19 protein-coding genes, 5 tRNA genes, 1 riboswitch and 1 other annotated feature are annotated in these 21,050 nt (G+C 40.7%); of the genes, 12 read left to right on the forward strand and 12 right to left on the reverse strand.

Annotated features, from left to right (window positions below; genetic code table 11):
* The first annotated feature begins 71 nt into the window (after positions 1–71).
* Positions 72–479 carry a hypothetical protein gene (locus tag IPU53_RS14205; RefSeq protein WP_207451684.1) on the forward strand — a complete coding sequence of 136 codons (408 nt, stop codon included), beginning with the start codon at positions 72–74 and terminating at the stop codon, positions 477–479.
* Positions 480–747: 268 nt separating this feature from the next.
* Here IPU53_RS14205 and yfkAB read toward each other — a convergent pair whose 3' ends face one another.
* Both yfkAB and IPU53_RS14215 read right to left on the reverse strand, forming a co-directional pair.
* Complete coding sequence (yfkAB, locus tag IPU53_RS14210) at positions 748–1,875, reverse strand: radical SAM/CxCxxxxC motif protein YfkAB (RefSeq protein WP_207451685.1); 1,128 nt, start codon at positions 1,873–1,875, stop codon at positions 748–750.
* A gap of 91 nt (positions 1,876–1,966) precedes the next feature.
* Positions 1,967–2,593, reverse strand: coding sequence for a class I SAM-dependent methyltransferase (locus IPU53_RS14215; protein WP_242698305.1), 627 nt, complete (start codon positions 2,591–2,593; stop codon positions 1,967–1,969).
* A 171-nt stretch (positions 2,594–2,764) separates the two neighbouring features.
* Positions 2,765–2,870: riboswitch (SAM riboswitch) on the forward strand.
* A 71-nt stretch (positions 2,871–2,941) separates the two neighbouring features.
* Between IPU53_RS14215 and IPU53_RS14220 the strand changes: the two genes are divergently transcribed.
* From IPU53_RS14220 to IPU53_RS14230, 3 genes are all read left to right on the forward strand, one after another.
* Positions 2,942–4,063: a methionine biosynthesis PLP-dependent protein gene (locus IPU53_RS14220; protein WP_207451686.1), complete on the forward strand. Its 1,122-nt coding sequence runs from the start codon at positions 2,942–2,944 to the stop codon at positions 4,061–4,063.
* A 38-nt stretch (positions 4,064–4,101) separates the two neighbouring features.
* Positions 4,102–5,211, forward strand: coding sequence for a 5-methyltetrahydropteroyltriglutamate--homocysteine S-methyltransferase (locus IPU53_RS14225; protein WP_207451687.1), 1,110 nt, complete (start codon positions 4,102–4,104; stop codon positions 5,209–5,211).
* Positions 5,212–5,791: 580 nt separating this feature from the next.
* Positions 5,792–6,625 (forward strand): flagellin N-terminal helical domain-containing protein, encoded by an 834-nt coding sequence (locus tag IPU53_RS14230; protein ID WP_278253289.1) that lies wholly within the window; start codon positions 5,792–5,794, stop codon positions 6,623–6,625.
* 54 nt (positions 6,626–6,679) lie between these two features.
* Here the strand turns inward: IPU53_RS14230 and glmM are convergent, their stop codons facing one another.
* From glmM to sigW, 5 genes are all read right to left on the reverse strand, one after another.
* Entirely contained in the window at positions 6,680–8,032 is a 1,353-nt protein-coding gene (gene glmM / locus IPU53_RS14235; RefSeq protein WP_207451764.1) for a phosphoglucosamine mutase, read from the reverse strand.
* Between the two features lie 31 nt (positions 8,033–8,063).
* Entirely contained in the window at positions 8,064–9,305 is a 1,242-nt protein-coding gene (locus tag IPU53_RS14240) for a CdaR family protein (RefSeq protein ID WP_207451688.1), read from the reverse strand.
* A complete protein-coding gene (gene cdaA / locus IPU53_RS14245) occupies positions 9,298–10,128 on the reverse strand; it encodes a diadenylate cyclase CdaA (protein WP_207451689.1) in 831 nt (276 codons plus the stop codon). Before cdaA ends, IPU53_RS14240 begins: the two co-directional genes overlap by 8 nt.
* 151 nt (positions 10,129–10,279) lie before the next feature.
* Entirely contained in the window at positions 10,280–10,900 is a 621-nt protein-coding gene (locus tag IPU53_RS14250; RefSeq protein ID WP_207451690.1) for an anti-sigma factor family protein, read from the reverse strand.
* A gap of 17 nt (positions 10,901–10,917) precedes the next feature.
* Positions 10,918–11,481, reverse strand: coding sequence for an RNA polymerase sigma factor SigW (gene sigW, locus IPU53_RS14255; protein ID WP_207451691.1), 564 nt, complete (start codon positions 11,479–11,481; stop codon positions 10,918–10,920).
* A gap of 212 nt (positions 11,482–11,693) precedes the next feature.
* Here sigW and IPU53_RS14260 point away from each other — a divergent pair, with 212 nt between their 5' ends.
* On the forward strand, positions 11,694–11,861 hold the full coding sequence (locus IPU53_RS14260) for an aspartyl-phosphate phosphatase Spo0E family protein (RefSeq protein WP_207451692.1): 168 nt from the start codon (positions 11,694–11,696) through the stop codon (positions 11,859–11,861).
* Between the two features lie 95 nt (positions 11,862–11,956).
* Here the strand turns inward: IPU53_RS14260 and IPU53_RS14265 are convergent.
* From IPU53_RS14265 to IPU53_RS14285, 5 genes are all read right to left on the reverse strand, one after another.
* A tRNA-Lys gene (locus IPU53_RS14265) sits at positions 11,957–12,032 on the reverse strand.
* Between the two features lies 1 nt (position 12,033).
* Positions 12,034–12,108, reverse strand: a tRNA-Gln gene (locus IPU53_RS14270).
* A 56-nt stretch (positions 12,109–12,164) separates the two neighbouring features.
* A tRNA-Tyr gene (locus IPU53_RS14275) sits at positions 12,165–12,249 on the reverse strand.
* A gap of 241 nt (positions 12,250–12,490) precedes the next feature.
* Positions 12,491–12,563: transfer RNA gene (locus tag IPU53_RS14280), tRNA-Val, on the reverse strand.
* Between the two features lie 113 nt (positions 12,564–12,676).
* Positions 12,677–12,751 (reverse strand) — tRNA-Glu (locus IPU53_RS14285).
* Positions 12,752–13,127: 376 nt separating this feature from the next.
* On the opposite strand from IPU53_RS14285, the gene IPU53_RS14290 reads away from it, so the two are divergent.
* The 7 genes from IPU53_RS14290 (at position 13,128) to IPU53_RS14320 (ending at position 21,023) form a co-directional block, all read left to right on the forward strand.
* On the forward strand, positions 13,128–13,655 hold the full coding sequence (locus tag IPU53_RS14290; RefSeq protein ID WP_242698306.1) for an RNA polymerase sigma factor: 528 nt from the start codon (positions 13,128–13,130) through the stop codon (positions 13,653–13,655).
* On the forward strand, positions 13,645–14,751 hold the full coding sequence (locus IPU53_RS14295) for a hypothetical protein (protein WP_207451693.1): 1,107 nt from the start codon (positions 13,645–13,647) through the stop codon (positions 14,749–14,751). Before IPU53_RS14290 ends, IPU53_RS14295 begins: the two co-directional genes overlap by 11 nt.
* A gap of 235 nt (positions 14,752–14,986) precedes the next feature.
* Positions 14,987–16,486, forward strand: a complete 1,500-nt coding sequence (locus tag IPU53_RS14300; RefSeq protein ID WP_207451694.1) for a polysaccharide deacetylase family protein — start codon at positions 14,987–14,989, stop codon at positions 16,484–16,486.
* Between the two features lie 136 nt (positions 16,487–16,622).
* Positions 16,623–16,900, forward strand: a binding site (T-box leader).
* 69 nt (positions 16,901–16,969) lie between these two features.
* Positions 16,970–17,833, forward strand: a complete 864-nt coding sequence (locus IPU53_RS14305; RefSeq protein ID WP_207451695.1) for an SAM hydrolase/SAM-dependent halogenase family protein — start codon at positions 16,970–16,972, stop codon at positions 17,831–17,833.
* A gap of 33 nt (positions 17,834–17,866) precedes the next feature.
* Positions 17,867–18,421, forward strand: a complete 555-nt coding sequence (locus tag IPU53_RS14310) for an ECF-type riboflavin transporter substrate-binding protein (protein WP_207451696.1) — start codon at positions 17,867–17,869, stop codon at positions 18,419–18,421.
* A gap of 71 nt (positions 18,422–18,492) precedes the next feature.
* Positions 18,493–20,199: an ABC transporter ATP-binding protein gene (locus IPU53_RS14315; protein ID WP_207451697.1), complete on the forward strand. Its 1,707-nt coding sequence runs from the start codon at positions 18,493–18,495 to the stop codon at positions 20,197–20,199.
* The gene (locus IPU53_RS14320; protein WP_207451698.1) at positions 20,190–21,023 is read left to right on the forward strand and encodes an energy-coupling factor transporter transmembrane component T family protein; all 834 of its coding nucleotides are present in this window, start codon (positions 20,190–20,192) and stop codon (positions 21,021–21,023) included. The genes IPU53_RS14315 and IPU53_RS14320 overlap by 10 nt, the downstream gene beginning before the upstream one ends.
* The last annotated feature ends 27 nt before the right edge of the window (positions 21,024–21,050 follow it).

Genomic DNA, 21,050 nt, shown 5'->3' on the forward strand with positions numbered 1-21,050 from the left:
AAATAGGCCTTTACATAGGGGCATTATTAAGGTGTAATGATGTATACATTATTGTAGGAGGGGAATTTCTATTGTCTCCATATTTATTTGCAATTGCTTCGATTATTGCAGTACTTAGCATCATAATCACGTTCAAATTGCACTTGGATAAGCTAAAGGAGAAACCTGAAAAACAAACAGAAGTACAGTCGAAATTTTTTATTGGAGTTGCAATCAGCGAGGTTATCCCGTTTATATTAGTGGTCAGTGGGTTTGCCACGATGCAGCCTGTTCAAGCTATAAGCGATTTATTCATTCCTTTCATCATTATTCTCTTTTGCATTTTGATTGGACCTAGCTTTGTTTTTCTTCAAACAAAGGTAGATGTTGTCAAGGAAACGAAAAATGTAGTGATGACATTTGCAATGATTGGTTTTGCTTTAGTTGTAAGTATCCCCATTGTTTCCTTAATCGGGCTATTTGTGCAAATGCCTCATTAAGAAAAGCGCAAGCGCCTTGATCAGCCCCGACAAGCAAATAACCTGAGACAATGAAAGTCCGGTTTTGACTTTCATTGTCTCAGGTTATTAAGCGGAACATCGGCTAAGTTCGCGACGTGCTGGAGCTAGATCAAGCATTAGCCAAAATTTTACTTTCTTACCTTATAAAAAAAGCAGGTGAAAAACCTGCTTTTTTTCCGTATTTAAACACACTTTGTGGGCATCGATTATATGAGTGTCTCCAGAGATTAATAAATACACACTTGTCTTACACAGTCGTGATTTTTTCTTTTCTACCTTGAAAATCCACATCTTGATAATAGGTATTTTTCACAAGTAGATTAGGGCCCAAACATTTTACTGCAGGGCAATGACAATTCAATGATGTTGCTGTTTTTGTTTTCATCCATGTTTCATAAGCTTCGGGTAAGGAAGTGGTTTGTACATTCCCTAATGATGGCTCATCTCCGAAGTCCGTTACAATGATCTCCCCATTAAATATGTTTACATTAAGCCGTGAGCGCCCATCCGGGTCATTTCGGATTGTCACATTGGGCGATTTATATAAGCGTTTTAATAACGTGAGATCCTCCTCAGAAGCACTACATGGATAGAAAGGAAGAGTCCCAAACATCAACCAAGTCGATTGATCATGATGATCTAATAGACGCTCAATTGCTGTCCTCATTTCAGCTAAAGTTAATGTTTCTAGTTTACTAGCAAAATCAACTGGGTACATTGGATGGATTTCATGTCGGGCACACCCCATCCCCACTACCTCATTATGGATTTTTTCGAGATAAGGAAAGGTCCGTTTGTTTAACATCGTTTCTGCAGAAACTAACACTCCCGCTTCAGACAATGTCTTTGCGTTCTCAAACATTTGCTTTAAAAATCTACCACGATTTTCTCTCGATGGCTTTCGATCCATATTCGCAAAGCCCACATCGACAAATTCATCTTCCGTTCCCCAGTTATGTGAAATATGCATGACATCCAAATAGGGGATAATTGATTCATAGCGGCTAAATGGGAGAGTTAAATTTGAATTGACTTGTGTCCTCACTCCTCGAGTATGCGCATATTCCAAAAGAGGTTGCACATATTCCCGCACCGACTTCTTAGACATCATTGGTTCCCCACCCGTAATACTCAGGGTTCGAAGATAAGGAATTTCATCAAGCCGTTTTAACAGCAATTCGATCGGTAAGGCATCGGGATCACGATCTTGCAATGTGTAGCCAACTGCACAGTGAGCACAGCGCATATTACATAGCGTTGTCGTCGTAAATTCAATATTGGATAACACCATCTCCCCGAATTCGTTCACATCCATATACGCTTCCCATGGATCATAGGCTGTCGTAATCGGCTGCAGTGTTTCCTTTATATTCATTTGTTCCATCCTTTCCATACACAAGCGGCTATTCCAGATAGCCGCTCAAAAAGTAGATCATTCTCTTCACACTATCTTTATTCATCACAAACTAGAATTTATTCTTCTCTACTTTATCAGAACTCCTTTTTCGAAAAATACTTTGGACAACATGCGCCACACCTGTATGTCCCTGTCCCTCAATCCTTTCTACCTCACCAATATAAAAATGTTGGATAAAGTAATCTGAAAGTCGAGTCAATAATGTAGCTGGGTCGCAAAGATTTCCAATTTCCTTAGGACCGCCTGTTCCATATTCAATCTGTTCCTTTGTGTATAATTCACTTACGTAATAGCCCCCAGGCTTTAAGGCCTTACGAATACCCTCTACTGTCCTTTCAAAAATAGGAGTTGGGAAATGCCCAAATATATGTATAATCGCATCCCATTCTTCCTCTTCCCATGCTACATTAGCTAAATCATGCCATTCAGTGTTGACAATCACGCCGCGGTCTTCAGCCAATCTTTTCGTCTTTTCAATCCCAGATTGGGCAAAGTCCCACGCGGTTACATCATACCCCTTGGAGGCGAGATAGACTGAATTCCGCCCCTCTCCCTCGGCAATACAAAGAATTTTCCCCTTAGGTAATTGCTTTGCCGCCTGTACTAAAAACAAATTAGGCTCTCTGCCATAGAAATACTCATCCATTGAAAAACGTTCATGCCATTTTGAATTCAATCTAGAGCCCTCCTTTTTCACTTCCTTTATTTTAACATAAGCGAAAGCGGACCTTCATGCTTTGCCTGTTAAATTCCTTTTGGTTAATGAATAGAAAAAAATCCTTGCCTTTTTCGGAAATATGTACTAAAGTATAAATCATTAAACCTTTCAAAAAATAATATAGTGTTTTTCTTATCCAGAGAGACGGAGGGATTGGCCCTTTGATGTCTCAGCAACCGGCCTATAAGGCAATGGTGCTAATTCCAATAGGTTTTTCAAACCTAGAAGATAAGAAGTTCGTTTTCAATTATGAAGACCTTCTTATCACAAGAAGGTCTTTAATTTTTTTAGAAGAGGATGAAGATTATGCCAGTCAATAATATTGAAACAAAACTTGCACAACTAGGAAACCGCACAGATGAAAAAACTGGTGCTATCAATCTACCTATTTATTTATCAACCGCCTATGAACACCAAGGACTTGGTCTCTCCACAGGCTATGATTACTCGAGGACGAAGAATCCTACTCGCTCTGTACTAGAAGAAGGGATGGCGAATCTCGAATCCGGTGATGCTGGATTTGCCTGTAGTTCGGGGATGGCAGCCATTCAACTAGCCCTCTCCCTATTCCGATCAGGCGACGAAATTATTGCGTGTACTGATTTATACGGTGGTACATATCGTTTGCTCAAACAATACGAGGAATCCTATCAGATTCAAACCACTTACTCTGATTTTGATGATCTGCAAGCAACGGAAAAGCTCATTACATCTAAAACGAAAGCATTGCTTATCGAAACTCCCACAAACCCACTAATGCAGGAAATCGATATTGAACAATGTGGGAAACTAGCGAAAAAACATAACCTATTATTGATTGTCGACAATACTTTCTTAACACCGTACTATCAACGTCCACTTGAATTAGGCGCTGACATTGTAGTTCATAGTGCGACTAAGTATATCGGTGGACATAATGATGTTGTGGCTGGGATTCTAGTCGCAAAAGGTGGAGAGATTTGCGAGCAGCTTGCGAACAACCATAATGCCGCAGGAGCAATTTTATCACCACTTGATTCTTGGTTGCTCGTGAGAGGATTAAAAACACTTCATCTCAGAATGGAAAAGCATACAGAAAATGCGAGAGAAATCGTCAAATATCTAGAAAACGAAGACTTTATTACAGATGTTCTTTACGCCGGGAAAGGCGGAATGATCTCTTTCCGGATTCAAGACAGTGAATGGGTAGACCCTTTTCTACAAAATTTACAGCTCATTGCCTTTGCTGAAAGTCTAGGAGGGGTTGAAAGTTTTATCACGTATCCAACGACTCAGACCCATGCAGATATCCCACGAGAAGAACGAATCAAAAGGGGCGTATGTGAACGATTATTACGTTTCTCAGTTGGTGTAGAAAAGGCTGATGACCTAATTGCTGATGTAAAACAAGCCTTTCAAGCCGCAAGTCAAACTTTTGCCAAGAGCTGAAGTAACGATCCAAACTAATTAAAGGGAGAGAACAAACCATGACAACTATTACAAAAACAAAAGCTCCATTCAGAGCGGACCATGTAGGAAGTCTATTACGACCAGATAGCATTCATCAAGCGAGAAAGGATTTTAAAGACGGAAGCATTACAGCGGAACAATTACACGAAATTGAAACCAAAGAAATTAAACGTATTGTTGATAAGCAAATTGAAGCAGGCCTTGAACTTGTAACAGACGGTGAGTTTAGACGCCGTTTCTGGCACACGGATTTTCAAGAGCATCTTACTGGCATTGAGGGCTATGTACCTGAAGTTGGTTATATTTTTAATGGAGAAGAAGAAACAGAAAGATATAATGTACGAAACACTGGGAAGGTCTCTTTTAATCCTGATCATCCTCATGTGAAGGATTTTATTGAATTTAATAAAATTGTCCGCGGACGTGCAGTGGCTAAACAAACCATTCCAAGTCCTAACCAATTATTTAATGAGGGCATTCGGGATGTGACGATCTACCCAGATATCGAAGACTATGCCAATGATGTGATCCAAACTTATCGTGATGCGTTAAAAGCCTTCTATGATGCAGGCTGCCGCTATCTACAATTTGATGATGTCTATATCGCTGGTTTATCTTCACCAGATATCCCATTCAATGATGGAGAGTTTTCTCGTGAATACTTAATTGACTTAGCTTTACGAGTAGTCAATGGAGTGTTAGAGGGAAAACCGGAAGACCTCGTGGTAACGACTCATTTATGCCGTGGAAATTACCGTTCTAACTGGGCTTTTGAAGGAAGCTATGCATTAATTGCGCCAACTTTATTTGCCAAGGAAAAAGTGAATGGCTTCTTCTTAGAATATGATGATGATCGTTCGGGTGATTTCAAGCCACTTGATCATATTCCAAATGGAGGAGCGCGTGTTGTTCTTGGGCTAGTCACCTCTAAAAATGGCGAGTTGGAAGATCGTGATGCGATTATTGCACGTATAAAAGAAGCTTCCCAATATGTTCCATTAGAGCAACTATGCCTAAGCCCACAATGTGGATTCGCCTCCACTCATCATGGGAACAAATTGACAGAAGAACAGCAATGGGAAAAGCTTAAATTTATTGTAGACATTGCTAAAGAAGTTTGGGGATAAAAACATTTGACTAGAGCATAGAGAATCCAGCCGATTCTCTATGCTTTTTCTTTAACGCTGATTCCGGGCCGATGTCTATATATATGATTAATGTCAAGCTCTTATATTCTGCCTTCCTTTATCCATTTTCGTATTCGATAACTTCCAAATATAAAAACTGCAAAAAGGAATAAGGGTGGACACTTATCTTGCCGTCCCCCTTTTTACTCTTTCCCGCTATTTCGGGCACGGCCTGCCTGCTCGCCGTCCCCCTTTTTACGCTTTCTCGCTATTTCGGGCACGGCCTGCCTGCTTGCCGTCACCCTTTTTATGCTTTCCCACTATTTCGGGCACGGTCTCTCTGTTCGCTGTTCCCCTTTTTACTCTTTCCGTCTATTTCGGGCGGTCTCTCTCCTCGCTTATCGTTAATTCAGGGAAAGCCCTATTTCAACGATTCCCTCTTTTAAACCTTCTTCCATATAATAAAGTTAGATGGATCACTTTTGCAGCAAAATTCCGCCTGTTCTCTATGCCTTTACTTTAAAATTCAATTTCTATGCCGATATTAAATACAATAGACCATGTATAAGGGGGGAGTCATTTGTTGGGAAAATGGTATAGTACAGGGGTATCGCTCGTCCATCAAATGAATCGTCATTTAACGGTATCCCAACGGGCACTAGAACGTATTTCTACAGGAATGCGGATCAATCGGGCTGCAGATGATCCCGCTGGCCTCGCAATATCTGAAAAAATGCGCGCTCAAATTCGCGGCTTACAAGTGGCTGGAAGAAATATTCAAGATGGCATTTCAATGCTACAAACAGCTGAAGGCGCTTTAAACGAAACCCATTCTATCCTGCAAAGAATGCGCGAACTGAGTATCGAAGCAGCCAATGACACATTAACAAACGCAGATCGGGAAGCACTTGCTACTGAATTTGACCAATTAAAGGAGGAGATTAGTCGGATTGCAAAAGATACTCAATTTAATACCATGCCGCTATTAGACGGTTCTAGGACCAGCGTACACATTCAAGCAGGAGCCAATGCCGGGCAAACGATTGAGTTATCTTTTGGAAATATGAATGCGGAAGCCCTCAAGTTGGACGATATCTCTATCAACAATCGAGAAGACGCGAATAATGCTATTGATGTTCTCGACAAAGCGATCCAAACAGTCTCCTCTGAACGCTCTAAAATGGGGGCCTATACGAATCGATTAGAGCATGCTTATAATAATGTGTCCACAATGGAAGAAAACCTGGTTGCAGCAGAATCAAGAATTCGTGATGCCGATTTAGCAAAGGAAATGATGGATTACACGAAGGCGATGATTTTATTACAAGCCAATCAATACGTTATGCGTCTTCATATGCAACAAGCTTACTCAATCCTAAAATTGCTTGATCCTCCGCCAACTCGCTATCGATAGCAATAAAAAAGCTGCGAAAAATGCTAACCCTCAGCTTTTTCGCAACCTTTTCATCTATTCTTCTGCTGGAAGGCCCATTTCCTCCTGGACAACGGCGACAATCCGATTTGAGAATGCCTCACTATCTTCTTCTGTTGCAGCCTCTACCATGACCCGTACCAACGGTTCAGTACCAGATGGACGGACAAGGATACGACCATTTCCATTCATTTCTGTCTCTGTTTCTTCTATAATTGCTTTGACCTTCTCATTAGCAGTTACATGGTATTTATCCTTTACACGCACATTGATCAATGTTTGTGGAAACTTCTGCATGCCCTTTGCTAACTCTGACAATGGCTTCCCTGTCAGCTTCATAATATTCACAAGCTGAAGACCGGTTAGAAGTCCATCACCTGTTGTATTATAGTCCAAGAAAATAATGTGGCCTGATTGTTCTCCACCCAAATTATAGCCATTCTTTTTCATTTCTTCTACTACATAACGGTCACCCACAGCTGTTTGAACACTCTGGATCCCCAGCTCTTCTAGCCCCTTATAGAATCCTAGGTTGCTCATAACCGTTGACACAACAGTTGACTGTTGCAAACGTGCTTCTGCTTGCATATGTTTCGCGCAAATATAGAGAATATAATCTCCATCTACAACTTGTCCATTTTCATCAATCGCAATAACTCGGTCGCCATCTCCATCAAAGGCTAGACCGATATCAGCCCCTTTTTCCTTCACAAAGGCACCAAGAGCTTCCGGATGTGTTGAACCTACTCCATCATTGATGTTAAGGCCATTCGGAGATGAACCCATTGTCGAGATATCTGCATCCAAGTCCGCAAACAGATGAGTTGCCAAAGATGACGTAGACCCGTTGGCACAATCTAATGCGATATGTATATCTGTAAAGTCTTCATCAACTGACTGCTTTAAAAATTGCAAATACTTTTGTCCACCTTCAAAATAGTCATTGACCACTCCCAATGAAGCTCCTGTTGGACGAGGTAGCTCATCGTCAGCATCTAATAATTGTTCAATTTCATTTTCTTGTTCATCTGATAATTTAAAACCATCCGGCCCAAAAAATTTAATACCGTTATCTGCAACAGGATTATGAGAAGCAGAAATCATGATTCCTGCCTGTGCCCCTAACACCTTTGTCAAATAGGCGACTCCAGGAGTCGAAATGACCCCTAGACGCATAACCTCTGCACCAATTGATAATAATCCAGATACAAGGGCACCTTCTAGCATATGGCCTGAAACCCGGGTATCTCGGCCGATAAGAATTTTAGGGCGTTCCGTTTGGTTAGCCAGTACATAGCCTCCGAATCTTCCCAGCTTAAATGCTAATTCTGGCGTAAGTTCACTATTTGCAACCCCTCTTACTCCATCAGTTCCAAAATATTTACCCATTCTGATTCTCGCTCCTTCTGAAGAAAATGATTTACTCATTTTCTTTATCTCTTATTCGCACTTCTACCTTTTTTTGTGATAGTTCCCATTCTACGTTTTTAGGTGCTTCAACTGCAAGATCAACCTCATGAGTTCCCACGCTCAGGCCAGCTAAATCCATCGTGACATGAAACTGCCCTTTTTTTACCTTCTCTACATCTTCTTCCTCACCGAACACTTTTAAATTCACAGAATCTTTTGCTGGGGATACTAGTTCAAAATCCATTCCCGATTTTAAGCCCTTTTCCTCAATCGGAATATCATTTAAAGTCTTTTCATGCTTCTGCTGATCCGCTGTTACTTTAACCAAAATAGTCTCCGGTGTTATTTTATTTACGCCTTCAGGTCTTTCAATCGGCACTTCAATCTCGGTATCTTCTTGGATATTACTAATATCCACTGTTACCTCTAGCTCGTCTATCTCTTTTAAAACATCAGTTGTCCCAAAAATCACCACTTCAGGAGTAACCGTGCTTACAGCTTTAATATCGATTCCCTCAGGAGCTTTTCCTTCTTTATTAATTTTTATCGGGACATTTTTCCGCGGGTTCGTAATAGGAATTGTCAAAGAAACCGTTTCGGGTTCTACAGTCACACTTAGTTTATTCAAATCTCGATCAAGTACAGTCACGCGCGCTTCCCTTTTAATGGTATCATTAATGAGGCCGCTCGCATCGATTGTCGCTTTCACATACATGATTCTCTCAATAACATCCTTTGCCCCCGTGATTTTTACGGTTTTGGGCTCTACTTGCGGTTGTTCTGCCTCAAAGCCTTCAGCCAAAATACTCCGGTTAAATTCGGCCTCCACTCTAAAATCTTCTGTGATCTTTTCTTGTAAATTCACTTCTGTATAAGATGGGTCAACTGTCACCTTTAATTTATCCGAAATATCACTATATAATATAGGAACGCGATGTTTCCCAATTTCTAAATCTGAGAGATCCACATAGATTGTAAAGTCACGCTGTCTTTTTGCAGCTTCAACAAATCTCCTTTGCCCTTCCAATTTTACTTCAACTGTTTCTGGAACACCAGAAACAACTAGATTTTCGGAGTCATAATATACCTCAACAGGAACATCGACAATCGTATCGACATCACTGTTCTCCATACTATTGGGGGTAGAATTTTTATTTTTCCCTCCAATACCATTAGCTGTTACAAAAAGGAAAACAGCTAGCAACAAAGCGATAATACGAACAAACCAAGGGTTTTCCATAAAATTATCCATTCTTTGTCTTCTCCCTTCTCTTCCAGATTGATTGGGAGGTTGTTTTCGTTTTAGGATCATCAATAAGCTCTTTCATTAAAATTTCCTTGAATTTTTCATTCGACAAATCACGAAGAAGCTCAGCGTTTTTTGTCACAGATATACCACCTGTTTCTTCTGAAACAACAATGGTTAAACAATCTGTCACCTCACTAATTCCCAATGCTGCCCGGTGTCTCGTTCCTAACTCCTTCGAGATAAACGGACTTTCGGATAGAGGTAGATAGCAAGCGGCTGCTGCAATCTTTGTCCTTTGGATAATCACAGCTCCATCATGCAAAGGAGTATTCGGAATAAAGATATTAATTAATAATTCATGGGTTAAGGTAGAATTCATTGGAATTCCCGTCTCGATATAATCCCCCATGCCAGTTTCCTTTTCAATCGAAATAAGAGCACCAATCCGCCTTTTCGCCATATAATTTGTTGCATTTATAATGGCATCCACTCGATGCTTTTGCTCCTCTTCCTCTTGAATTCCACTCCTAGCAAAAAACTTCCCACGCCCTAATTGCTCTAAGGCACGTCTTAATTCAGGCTGAAAAATAATAATGATGGCTAAAAAGCCCCAGGTAATGACCGTATCCATCATTAGACTCAATGCATTCAAATGGAAAAAGTCACTAAATAATTTAACAATAATAATCACAAAAATACCTTTAAGCAACTGAACAGCTTTTGTTCCACGTATAACCATGATCAATTTATAGACAACATACCAAACAAGAACTATATCAACGATTTGCGCTAAATATTTTAGGATGGGAAGGTCGGCAAACGGCATTATCTTTCCTCCATCTGTTTATTCAAAATGGTGTTTATTCTCCATTATACTATGTATTATAGCTTATACATTATAACATAGATTATTTGCTAATCTCCATTATAGAGGATGGTTCAAAAAAATAGGACTGTTGATCCACCAACAGTCCCATTTAATCACTTTCAAACAGATGAACGATGTACTTTCCTCCGCTTTTCATTTTGTACCAAATCCATTCAAATAATTCATTGATCTCTTCTACATCTCCTGTAATACTCCCAGCAGATGCCATATATTTCTCACCATTAATAATGGTTACATTCCCCTTTACTTCCCCTTCAATCCGGATATCGCCATTCTTAACCGTAATATCGCCATCCACCACTTTTCCTTCTGGCACGACGACGGTATTATTTTCAACGACAAGATTGGTTTGCTTTGTTACTGAAAATCTTTGGTCATCACTCCACATGCTAAAAACACTTCCAGCCATCAAAACAAGGAATAGTGAGGCTGCGACAAGAAGCGGATGATGACGGAACCAGCGTTTAACACCCGCACTACTTTTCTCCTTAGGGAGATTAGCCATCACATTTTTAGCAAAATCACTTGAAGGTTGTAAATTTGACGGACTTTGTATATAAGCAATAGTCCTTTTTAGCTCTTGAAAATGAGCTTGACAGCTAGAACATTGCTGTAAATGTTGTTTTAAAATTTGCTCCTTCTCGTAAGGCAGGTCACCATCTAAGTAATCATGCATATAGAGAACGATTTCTTTAGGACACGCCTTCAATTTCCTTCTCACCTTTCCTACAAATTGTTCAGCTGTTTACGAAGCGCTTCCCGCGCCCGATGTATCCGCGTCTTCACTGTTCCCAGTGGCATTTCTAAAACTTCACTTATCTCATTCAGAGACAGTTCATCAATATATCTTAAAATGACGACGACTCTGTATTTGTCCGGTAATTCCATTATTTCCCGTTGAACAAGTTCTTGAAGCTCCAGCGTCTCCACTTCGGAATCAGGGGATTTTCCTTCAGCCGCAATTTGCGAGTACATAGTCAGGCCTTCCGTTCCCGCCACTTCTGCATCAAGAAAATAATCGGGTTTCTTTTTACGAATCCGGTCAATACAAAGATTTGTGGCAATCCGATATAACCATGTCGAAAATTTCCTCTTTTGGTCAAAACTATGAATGTTGACATATGCTCGGACAAAAGCTTCCTGTGCAATATCTTCTGCCTCATGCCGATTTCCCAACATTCGATAACATAGCTGGAATACCTTATCTTTAAATAATTCTACGATTTCGCCAAACGCTTCCCGATCACCTTTTAAAACCTCTTTGATCCGTTGGTTGATAATCAAATCCATCCCTAATTTACCCCCCGCTCATGCGGTTATCCTTGTATACGTATCTCACAAAAAAAGGTTTCAAACTAAAATAAAAAAAACACCTTTTTTCATATTTATTAAAATATAGGCACACACTACCCTTATAGTACCAAATTTATCGCCACTTGTTTAATTTTAACTAAAATTGGGAATACAAAAAATAACGAAAGATGAGTGGGAAGGTGATACATATGGGAAGGAGAGCAGAGTTGCTAAACAAAATTGAAAAACAAAGACAACAAATGATTGAACTTGGTTTAACCTTTTCTTTTGCGGACGAACGTGTTGTCCATACAAGTGATCAATTGGACAAGCTTCTAAATAAATATCACGCTCTTACAACAAAAATAGACGAGTAACAATCCTTGGAAGATTGCTACTCGTCTATTTTTTATATAAGGTCTTCTTTTTTTAAAAAATAAAAAAGCCTTGAATTTCTCAAGACAACTTTAACTGGTGAGCCATGCAGGATTCGAACCTGCGACCCTCTGATTAAAAGTCAGATGCTCTACCAACTGAGCTAATGGCTCATGGCTGGGCTAGCTGGATTCGAACCAACGAGTGACGGAGTCAAAGTCCGTTGCCTTACCGCTTGGCTATAGCCCAACGATGATATATGTATCTTCTCCATACGGATAGAAAATATTCATAAAAATAAAAAATGGTGGTGGGGGACGGATTCGAACCGCCGAACCCTGAGGGAGCGGATTTACAGTCCGCCGCGTTTAGCCACTTCGCTACCCCACCATTTGAAAAGCGCAAGCGCCTTGGTCAGCCCCGACAAGCAAATGTTCTGAGACAAGAAAAGTACGATTTTGACTTTTATTGTCTCAGATTATTAATCAGAACATCGGCTAAGGTCGCCACGTCCGCATGTCTTCGCCGATGAACTCACATCCTGTGAGCTTCTCGGGGCTAGGCGCTGGAGCTAGATCGCTACATTAAAAGTGTATTTACAAGCGCTCATTTAAATGTAACACATATTGAGTGGAGGATGACGGGTTCGAACCGCCGACCCTCTGCTTGTAAGGCAGATGCTCTCCCAGCTGAGCTAATCCTCCATGGAAAATTGCGATGAGCGGCGCATTACTGCGTCAACTCCTTCGATCAGTTGGTCACGTACTGATGTACGCGCTCTCCTTCTCTCTTCGTTTCCTTGTGTTACTTATTTAGATGGTGACCCCTACGGGATTCGAACCCGTGTTACCGCCGTGAAAGGGCGGTGTCTTAACCGCTTGACCAAGGGGCCTAACTCTATTTAGTTTTGTCGGACAGGCTTTTAACGACCCAAAAAAGAGTATAGTGGAAAGTGAGAATTTAGTCAAGCAAAAAAGGGAAATTTTTATTTTTAAAAAATATATCCTAGTAAATTAGCAAAGATATATCCATCCTCTCCATTAGCCTCCCCCCTATTCTTTGCGTAGAAAGTGACGTATACTCCTACAATCAAATTACTCTAAATCATAAGTCAGCTCAATACCTACCATAGTACGCATTATTTTTTCCAAAATCATTAAAAATAGTTTACTTATTTCTGCAACCAAAACTAAGTTTAACCGTCTTAACAATAAAGATATAAAAAACAAGGAACATGTGGAGATTTTCTAGAAGGGAGGCAGACACAGTTGCGGGATAATGCTAGACATCAAGAGCAAATCATCGAGTGGTATGACAAATATAGCATGGCGCTATTCAAATACATTTTAAAAATGATTCAAGATACCCAGCAAGCAGAGGATTTGACACAAGACACTTTTATAAAAGCTTACACATATGTCAAAAAGGGGAACGAAATAACTTATCCAAAGACCTTCTTATATCGTATCGCACATAATTTGACTGTAGATCATATCCGCAAAAATAAGCCCATCCAGATGATAAAGGATTTTTTTACTACTAGGGAAGATCCTGGGCCATCCGTGGAAGCGATGGTCGAAATCAAGGAGTCTTCCAAAGAATTATATCATGCACTTTCTCTATTGAAAGTAAATTATCGACAGGTCATTATTTTGCGGAAAGTGGAGGAATTTTCTGTCCGGGAGACAGCCGAGATTTTGAACTGGTCGGAAACTAAGGTTAAGACAACATTGTCCCGTGGGCTTCAGGCACTTGCGAACGAAATCCATAAAGGTGGTGCGACGAATGAAATATAATAGCAATCTGGATGAGAAGTTAAAGGAACTGGATCGTGATATCACATGGGGGTCCCGCCGACAACAGCGAGTCCGGCAACGCCTCATCAACCAAATGAATGAGGATCAAGACAAATCCGCTTCATGGTTTAAGCGAGGATTTATACCGGCCTTATCTGCATTGATGTTTGTAGCAATCGTCACGACGCTTGCACTGAATATGTTCACTAGACAAGATAGCATGGATAATACACCAAATGGCAATGGCGGCATTCAACCGCATATAGTGGAAGATAAGAAGGAGCCAGCTAACAATCCTGATGACTCAACTGCTCAAGACAACCAAAATTCTGAAGCAGAGAAGGATAAAGACAATTCACAGGATAATGAAAATGCCCAAAATCAGCCAGATGCTTCAGATGAACAAAAAGAGCCTGAGAGCAGTGATTCAAATGACACAGACCATTCAGATGGATCTCAGGAACGCTTTTTGACACAGGAAGAGATCATGAATGTGGTGAAAGGACAGATGGAAACGGACTTGGACATCAAATTACCAACGGAAGTACCGCTGAAGGATGGTTACCGTTTAACTGCCACCACCAATTCAAATGCAACAAATGCTGAGATTGTATTTTACCAACATACGCAACCAATCCCGATTAACAACGAGCAACTATATCGTAACGATAACCCAGCAGAGGTAGTCGGGCGTGTAACGATCAAGGAATACAACACCCAGGAAGAGGCTGATGAAGCGATTGCCTATGAAAATTTCAGTGAACTCGGCGGTGAAAGTATTGACCTTGGGTATGGGATGACTGGTTATCAAGAAGGAGCCGCAGGTAGCCTGCATACAAGTTGGAACGTCGGGCGTTGGGCCCTTTCTGTCAAGAGTAGCACAGAGCATTCCGAACATAATGTATTGCTTGCAAAAGAAGTAGTAAAGTATCTCACAGAAGAAGCATTGCCAATCCCGCAAGCAAACGGCTATGCCCATCTGGATGCCGATCAGAACGGCACTCACATCATGTGGCAAAGGAATAAGACAGTTTATACGATCGATCAAACAGATGATGTGATGACTGCACTCAATATGGCGGTACATTTTGAGTAAAGGACCAGAGCTAGAATGCTTCGGATTTTGTATGGGATGGTTAGAGATAAAAGACAAATAACATTGATATGTTGTGGAGTGGCCCCAATTTAATTGGGAGTCACTCCCATGTGGTATTGACTTTTTCTGTTTTTTTTTTTGGAAAAGTCGCCTCACTATAACTAAATTTTGTCGAATAACGTTGAATTTAAGAATAAAAAAGAGAGATTGATAGATACATAATGGGGGCGTCAAAATGTTAAGAAGAATTAAACCGTTGGGTTGGCTAGTTATTCTTGCTATTATGGGGTTGTTTTTAACTGGAATAAGCCATTTGGCAAGTGGCCAAACGCAAACTATTGCAAAACTACCCGATCGGCAAACAGATATACAATTAAAAGATAAGTTACCCAGTAAGTATCCCGACATCAGCTTGGGACTCGAAATGGAGATAAATGATGATTATCACATACGGATTCAGCGACCATCTACAAAAAGCACGGATATTAACGACATTTTACAGGATTGGATTGATAGCCAAAAAGATAGTTTTATAGACAAATTCGCAGACACATCAGATGATAACAAAAAAGAAGCTCCTTCCCTCAAGATCAGTGTAAAGACTGAACAAATAGCCAGCGATTCGTACAACTTCATCTTCACCCGGGAGGAGTCTGATCAGCGTACCGAAACAAAGGTGTTTAACATTGATGTCAAGCAGGAGCGAGAGCTGAAGTTAGATGATATTCTAAAAATGGATGATGCGACAATGAAAACACTTCGTGAACAGATGAAAGCTTCTCTACAGGACTCCCCTGTAAGTGACGAAGCGCTGGATCGTTTTTTCAATGATTCGTCTGCTTGGAACTGGACCATTAACAAGAAGGCATTCACGTTATATATCGATGATGATAATGATTCTTCAGCTTTGAAAGCACCTATCCCAAACGAAAAATTATACCTGAATTTCACCGACGATATTTCCAAGATTGTCAATATGTCGGCTGAACAAAAACAAGAAATGAATGACGCCATTGAAGCGGAAAAAGAACGAGTACGTAAAGAGGAAGAGCAGCGCAAAGAGCAGGAGAAACGGAAAGCGGAAGAAAGAGCAAAACAACAAAAAAATTCGCCCGCTCATAATAGTGACGGCAAGTATGTGGCCCTAACATTCGATGATGGACCAAGCGCTGAGGTAACACCAAGGGTTCTAGAAACGCTGGCACAGCATGATGCCAAGGCAACCTTTTTCATGATTGGCAACCAGGTCGAAGCTCATCCCGAAACAGCTCAGCAAGTTGCGGCAGCTGGTCATGAAATAGGCAATCACACCGTGGATCATGCCGACTTATCAAAGCTTGATCCAGAAAGCATCCGTAACGAAATCGGCCAATCCGCTGACAGTATTGAACAGGCAACAGGTATTCGTCCCTATTTCGTCCGTCCACCTTACGGGGCATACAACAATGCAGTGATCAATGATGTCGCCAATCAAGGTGACACACTCATTCAATGGTCGGTCGATTCACTCGATTGGCAGAGCAAGAATGCCAACGCAGTGATCAGCGAAATTCAAAAAGCAATCACATCTGGTGCCATTGTGCTTATGCATGACATCCATCCATCAACCGCTGACGCCCTCCCTCAGCTATTGGACTGGTTGGAATCCCAAGGATACCAATTCGTGACCGTTTCCCAACTGCTAGAAATGAGGGGACAGAATGGTGTTGGTCCGTATTATGGAAATGTGAAATAAAGTAAGCGACTGATTATATCCGGGATTGCTTCCCTACTTCATCAGTCTTTAACTGAAATATTTTTCACTTTCCCTCTTGCATTTTTTATTTCTTATGTTTATAATCAATTTCAATCAAACATACTTAACTTTTTTTAAAAAGACGATGAAGAGAAGAAGTAGGATTACGGGTTTTACACAGAGAGCTTCGGTAGCTGAAAAGAAGCAAAAATCACGATCTGAACAATGGCCTCTGAGTTGCGAGCTGAACGTCCTTATGGATTAATAGGTGCCGACGAGATTTGGTACTCGTTATCAATACCACAGTATTTCGAGCCATGATTGTATTTGGGCTCCAGTACTTGCAGAGACTGTTTTGTGTGAGCAAACAGTGAATTAAGGTGGTACCACGTGAAATTTAACCACGTCCTTATCTTTTCATAAAGATACGGGCGTGGTTTTTTGCTTTTCTAAAACATTTTTATTCAGATGGAGGAATTTACAATGACAAACAGTTTAGTGATTCAAACAGATTTTGGTTTAAGTGATGGTGCCGTCAGTGCTATGTACGGTGTGGCGACTTCAGTCGATTCGACACTTAGAATCTTTGACCTAACTCATGACATTCCGCAATATAATATATGGGAGGCATCATACCGTCTCTACCAAACCATCACATATTGGCCGGAAGGAACGGTCTTCGTATCGGTTGTCGATCCAGGAGTTGGCTCAGACCGCCGCAGCGTTGTTGCAAAAACCACTGAAGGTCAATACATCGTCACTCCTGATAACGGAACCTTAACCCATATAAAAGATACAACTGGGATTGTTGAAGTAAGAATAATTGATGAGACCATCAATCGCCTACCAAAATCTGGGGAATCGTATACATTTCACGGAAGGGATGTCTATGCCTATACAGGAGCGAGACTTGCCTCTGGTGTTATTTCCCTTGAGGAAGTTGGTCCAGAAGTTCCAGTGGATTCAATCATTGGACTCCGAAAATATGAGCCATCTATTGATGAAACCTCAGTCACTGGAAATATTGATATTCTTGATATTCGTTTTGGCAATCTATGGACCAATATTAGCCGGAAACTCTTCCTGCAATTAGGCATCGAATATGGAGATAATTTCGAAGTGACGATTCAAAACGATACTCGTCAAGTGTACAAAAACATCATGACATATGGGCGTTCTTTTGCGGATAGCCATTTAGGTGAACCATTAATATATGTAAATTCACTCGATAATCTTGGAATAGCCATCAACCAAGGGTCATTCGCCAAAGCATATCATATCGAAACAGGAGCAAATTGGAAAATTTCACTACGCAAGGTGTCAAAAGTCATATATAATCAGGGATAATAGGAGCAAGAAAGTGGAGGAGGAGAAGGAAAAATGGGGAAACAATTAGCGATTAAAACAATCGTAGCGATTGGGATAGGAGCGGCCGTTTTTGCTATTTTAGGACGCTTTGCTTCCATCCCAACAGGAATCCCGAATACATCGATCAATACAGCGTATGCATTTTTAGCTTTAATGGCGGTTGTTTTCGGTCCTATTGCGGGAAGCCTAATTGGATTGATCGGGCACGCCTTACAGGATTCACTCACGTATGGTAATATTTGGTGGAGTTGGGTCATTGTTTCTGCTTTTGTTGGCTTAACAATTGGATTAGCTGCAAAACGAATCAATATTGAATCAGGAGAATTTGGCAAAAAGAAAATCATTTCTTTTAATATTATTCAAGCCATTGCCCAAATTGTTGGATGGGGTCTTATTGCCCCTACGCTCGATATACTGATTTATGCAGAACCAGCCAACAAAGTATGGACACAAGGAATTGTCGCTGGTCTTGCGAATATAGTAACGGTTGCTGTTCTTGGTACGATCCTACTAGCAGCTTATGCTAAAACAAGGGTGAAGAGCGGTAGCCTGAAAGTGGAATCTTAAAAAAGAATGTATAAAGAGAGAGGAAATCGCAACTCGATTTCCTCATTTTGGATGTATTTAAGGAGATCAAAATGAAAAAGCCCGTTATTCAATTCGAACAGTTTAATTTTAAATATCGCACTCAAGTTGATCCCACCCTCCATGATATCAATTTAACGATTTATGAAGGGGAAAAAGTATTGATTGTTGGTCCTTCAGGTTCAGGAAAAAGTACGATTGGTCATTGTCTCAATGGGTTAGTTCCCTTTTCCTATAAAGGGGACATGAGCGGAAATTTGAAAATAATGGGGCAAGAAACGAATAACCTCGATATTTTTACATTATCCAAAATGGTCGGAACTGTTTTACAAGACCCTGATGGGCAATTCATCGGGCTGACAGTTGGCGAGGATATTGCATTCGCTCTTGAAAATGATGTCCGTGAGCAAAATGAAATGGTCTCTATTGTAAAAGATGTTTCCAAAATGGTCGATATGGATCGTTATTTACAGTCTTCGCTCCATCAATTGTCAGGGGGTCAGAAACAACGTGTATCCCTTGCTGGAATTATGGTAGATGATGTTGATATTTTGCTATTTGACGAACCACTCGCCAATCTGGATCCGGCTACCGGAAAACATGCGATTCAACTCATCGACAGGATACAAAAGGAAACAGATACTACCGTCATCATCATTGAACATCGTCTTGAAGATGTCCTTGATTGTCATGTCGATCGAATTATCGTCGTCAACGAAGGGAAAATTGTAGCTGATTCAACTCCTGATGAACTACTCGCTTCTTCCATTCTAGAAGAATGCAATATTCGCGAACCACTTTATGTAAAAGCGGCCAAATATGCTGGGTCTGAAGTAACCGCAGAAACCAGGCCATCCCATATCAATACATTCACCGTTGACAAGGACAAGCTGCTCACATGGTTCAAGGCAACCCATCCTCCTAAAGAAAAAACGAAGACGGAGACCATTTTAGAACTAGATGATATCTGTTTCCGTTATTCACCCATCCGGGAAACGATTCGTCATGTAGCCTTTTCCATTGATGAAGGTGAAATGATCAGTATTGCGGGGAAAAACGGGGCGGGAAAATCAACCCTGGCCAGCCTTATTTGTGGATTTATAAAACCGAATTCCGGCCAAATTCTTTTTCAAGGTAAAGATATTACGAATGATACGATTAAAGAACGTGCCGAGCGAATAGGACTTGTCATGCAAAATCCAAACCAAATGATTTCAAAGCATCTGATTTTTGAAGAGGTCTCATTAGGATTAGTTTTACGTGGTGTACCTGAAGATGAAATCAAGGAACGTGTTGAAAAAACTTTGCGAATATGTGGACTCTATCCCTTTCGCAACTGGCCGATTTCTGCTCTCAGCTTTGGGCAAAAGAAGCGTGTCACGATCGCTTCTATATTGGTGTTGGAACCCGAACTCCTAATCTTAGATGAGCCAACCGCAGGTCAGGACTTCAAACACTATACAGAAATCATGGAGTTTTTAATGGAACTAAATGAACAAGGTGTCACCATTTTAATCATCACACATGATATGCATTTAATGCTTGAGTACACACCTCGTGCGATTGTCATTGCGGATGGAGAAAAGATCGCAGATGACACTTCGACGAATATTCTTACAGACCGAGAAATAATCAAAAAGGCAAATCTGAAGGAAACTTCATTATTCGATCTCGCTGTTAAAGCGGGAATTCATGAACCAAGAGAATTCGTTGGAAGATTTATTACCTTCGATAAGGAGGTTCGAAAAACATGGCAGTAGAAATGCTTGGATATATCGATCGTCCCTCTCCTATTCACCGGCTGACGGGTGTCACAAAACTCATCTGTTTCATTCTCTGGTCGACCGCAGCCATGCTGACGTACGATACACGAGTATTGTTATTTTTATTGATAGCAAGTATCGCGATTTTTATTGCGTCACAGGTGAAAATTCGCGAAATCTCTTTTATATTGATTTTTATCTTGGCTTTTTTACTACTGAATAATATTGCCATCTATATTTTTTCACCACAAGAAGGGGTTAAAATTTACGGGACAAGCCATGTATGGTTTGAACTAGTTGGACGATATAACGTAACGTGGGAGCAGCTATTTTATCAATTCAATATTACAATTAAATATTTTACAATTATTCCTGTGGCCATCTTGTTTATCGTCACAACAAATCCAAGTGAATTCGCAGCTTCATTGAATAAAATCGGCGTCAGTTATCGGATTTCATATGCCGTGGCGTTAGCCTTACGCTATATCCCTGACATCCAGCGTGACTTTCACAACATTTCCATCAACCAACAAGCCCGTGGAATCGACATGTCGCGCAAAGAAAAATTAGGAAAACGTGTCAAAAACATCGCATCCATTGTCATACCGTTAATTCTATCCAGTCTGGATCGCATCGAAACCATCAGCAATGCAATGGAGCTTCGTGGTTTTGGAAAAAACAAAAAGCGCTCTTGGTACAGCGCTCGCCCCTTTAAACGGATTGATTATATCACTCTTATATTGGTAGGAATTGCGTTTGTTCTTTCACTAGTGATTACTTTTCATGACGGGAGTCGATTTTATAATCCATTCGGGGCGTAAGTGTGATCGCCCCGATTCTATATAATA

Origin of the sequence: Bacillus sp. SD088, from assembly GCF_017355205.1 — a bacterium.
Lineage (GTDB): Bacteria > Bacillota > Bacilli > Bacillales > Bacillaceae_C > Lederbergia.

Coding starts and splice junctions, on each gene's coding strand:
- IPU53_RS14305 (WP_207451695.1), top strand. CDS start 16,970: ATGACAAACAGTTTAGTGATTCAAACAGATTTTGGTTTAAGTGATGGT.
- IPU53_RS14240 (WP_207451688.1), bottom strand. CDS start 9,305: ATGGATAATTTTATGGAAAACCCTTGGTTTGTTCGTATTATCGCTTTG.
- IPU53_RS14220 (WP_207451686.1), top strand. CDS start 2,942: ATGCCAGTCAATAATATTGAAACAAAACTTGCACAACTAGGAAACCGC.
- cdaA (WP_207451689.1), bottom strand. CDS start 10,128: ATGCCGTTTGCCGACCTTCCCATCCTAAAATATTTAGCGCAAATCGTT.
- sigW (WP_207451691.1), bottom strand. CDS start 11,481: ATGGATTTGATTATCAACCAACGGATCAAAGAGGTTTTAAAAGGTGAT.
- IPU53_RS14320 (WP_207451698.1), top strand. CDS start 20,190: ATGGCAGTAGAAATGCTTGGATATATCGATCGTCCCTCTCCTATTCAC.
- IPU53_RS14225 (WP_207451687.1), top strand. CDS start 4,102: ATGACAACTATTACAAAAACAAAAGCTCCATTCAGAGCGGACCATGTA.
- glmM (WP_207451764.1), bottom strand. CDS start 8,032: ATGGGTAAATATTTTGGAACTGATGGAGTAAGAGGGGTTGCAAATAGT.
- IPU53_RS14310 (WP_207451696.1), top strand. CDS start 17,867: ATGGGGAAACAATTAGCGATTAAAACAATCGTAGCGATTGGGATAGGA.
- IPU53_RS14295 (WP_207451693.1), top strand. CDS start 13,645: ATGAAATATAATAGCAATCTGGATGAGAAGTTAAAGGAACTGGATCGT.
- IPU53_RS14260 (WP_207451692.1), top strand. CDS start 11,694: ATGGGAAGGAGAGCAGAGTTGCTAAACAAAATTGAAAAACAAAGACAA.
- IPU53_RS14315 (WP_207451697.1), top strand. CDS start 18,493: ATGAAAAAGCCCGTTATTCAATTCGAACAGTTTAATTTTAAATATCGC.
- yfkAB (WP_207451685.1), bottom strand. CDS start 1,875: ATGAATATAAAGGAAACACTGCAGCCGATTACGACAGCCTATGATCCA.
- IPU53_RS14300 (WP_207451694.1), top strand. CDS start 14,987: ATGTTAAGAAGAATTAAACCGTTGGGTTGGCTAGTTATTCTTGCTATT.